The sequence below is a fragment of the Gammaproteobacteria bacterium genome, assembly GCA_003696665.1.
Lineage (GTDB): Bacteria > Pseudomonadota > Gammaproteobacteria > Enterobacterales.
Window position 1 is genome coordinate 1 of sequence record RFGJ01000483.1, and the last position, 1188, is coordinate 1188.

The 1188-nt window shown below is 50.3% G+C and carries 3 protein-coding genes; all 3 read right to left on the reverse strand.

Going from position 1 to position 1188, the window contains the following annotated elements:
• The coding region (locus tag D6694_11730; GenBank protein ID RMH38857.1) for a serine peptidase at positions 1–438 on the reverse strand (438 nt) is incomplete at its 3' end.
• Between the two features lie 14 nt (positions 439–452).
• Positions 453–956: a hypothetical protein gene (locus D6694_11735; protein RMH38858.1), complete on the reverse strand. Its 504-nt coding sequence runs from the start codon at positions 954–956 to the stop codon at positions 453–455.
• Positions 953–1188, reverse strand: a 236-nt coding sequence (locus tag D6694_11740) for a hypothetical protein (GenBank protein ID RMH38859.1), incomplete at its 5' end; no start/stop codon positions are given. The genes D6694_11735 and D6694_11740, both read right to left, overlap by 4 nt.

Consider the following 1188-nt stretch of genomic DNA (forward strand, 5'->3'; position numbering starts at 1 on the left):
ACTATCACCGATGTCGACCGGCTGTAGGTCGTCTGCGTTAATCTTGAGCAAGGCGACATCCGTGCCAGCATCAGTGCCAACCACTTTGGCTTTATATTCCCGGCGGTTCCACAGGCGAACGGTTACCGTCTCAGCGTCATCCACAACATGACGGTTGGTGAGAATGTAACCATCCTCACTGATAATGAATCCCGATCCAATGGCGCGCGAAAGCTTCGGTTCATTCGGTATAGGCTGGCCAAACCGCCGTTCAAAAAATTGTTCTATTAAGCTTCGTTGCTGCGAAATTTCCTGCACCACAGATACATTCACGACAGATGGACGAAGCTTTTTCGCCACATCCGAAAAATCCGGCATACTCCGTGCGAGCGTCGATTGGTAACACAAGGTCACAATCAGGCCGATGGCCCAAAAGCTTTGTTTGATTGATCGATTCATCTGGTTCCTCCTATTTAAGAATTCGAACTCCGCGACCCACTCGGCCAGTCACACACCGCATCACCGTGAATATTTGTGTCGATCTCCGGTTGATAGTATTCGCTCCAACGTGACTGGCTAAATCGCCACCGATTAAATGCTAATGCACTGATAAACCCAAGTGCCGCCAGCACCATGCTCCCCAACTCCCCTTCGAATTGCGGCAGAAATTGTCCCATCAGTGCCCCTATCAATGCGGTCAACAATGGAAAAAAATAGACAGCCAATGCAGCCCGGTGAATTCGCTCAATCGGGATGGTCAAGTAAACCATGCGACCAACTGGCAAAGAACGCTGTGTCCGCACCGGCAAGCGGTAGGTCTTCGAACCGAACAATCGAGCGAAAATGCCGCCACCGCACCCTTTACCCGAGGCACACCGGGCGCAACCTGCTTTCGGTAGAGATTCGACCCAAACAAGCCCTGGTTCACTCATGACAACCCTGACCGGTTGTCGTAATCGTAATTGCTCAGCTTTCATGGTTGTGGCGTCGTTTCTCTGATGACTGAATTGGCAATCTTTTCGGCGACGACCTTGGGCACAGCACCAATAATGGTTAAGCGGTACTTTTGGGTCGTTTTTTCAAAAATCAAGTGCTCGCTGTCGAAAGCCTGTCCCAAAACCATCTTCTTACTTTTTGGTGCCTCGTCAATGAACACCGAATAGGCATTCAAACCATCGGTATACAACCAATGCCAAATGGACGCTGGCA

Excerpts from the sequence above, each read along its gene's own strand:
- D6694_11735 (RMH38858.1), bottom strand. The coding sequence starts at position 956 with ATGAAAGCTGAGCAATTACGATTACGACAACCGGTCAGGGTTGTCATG.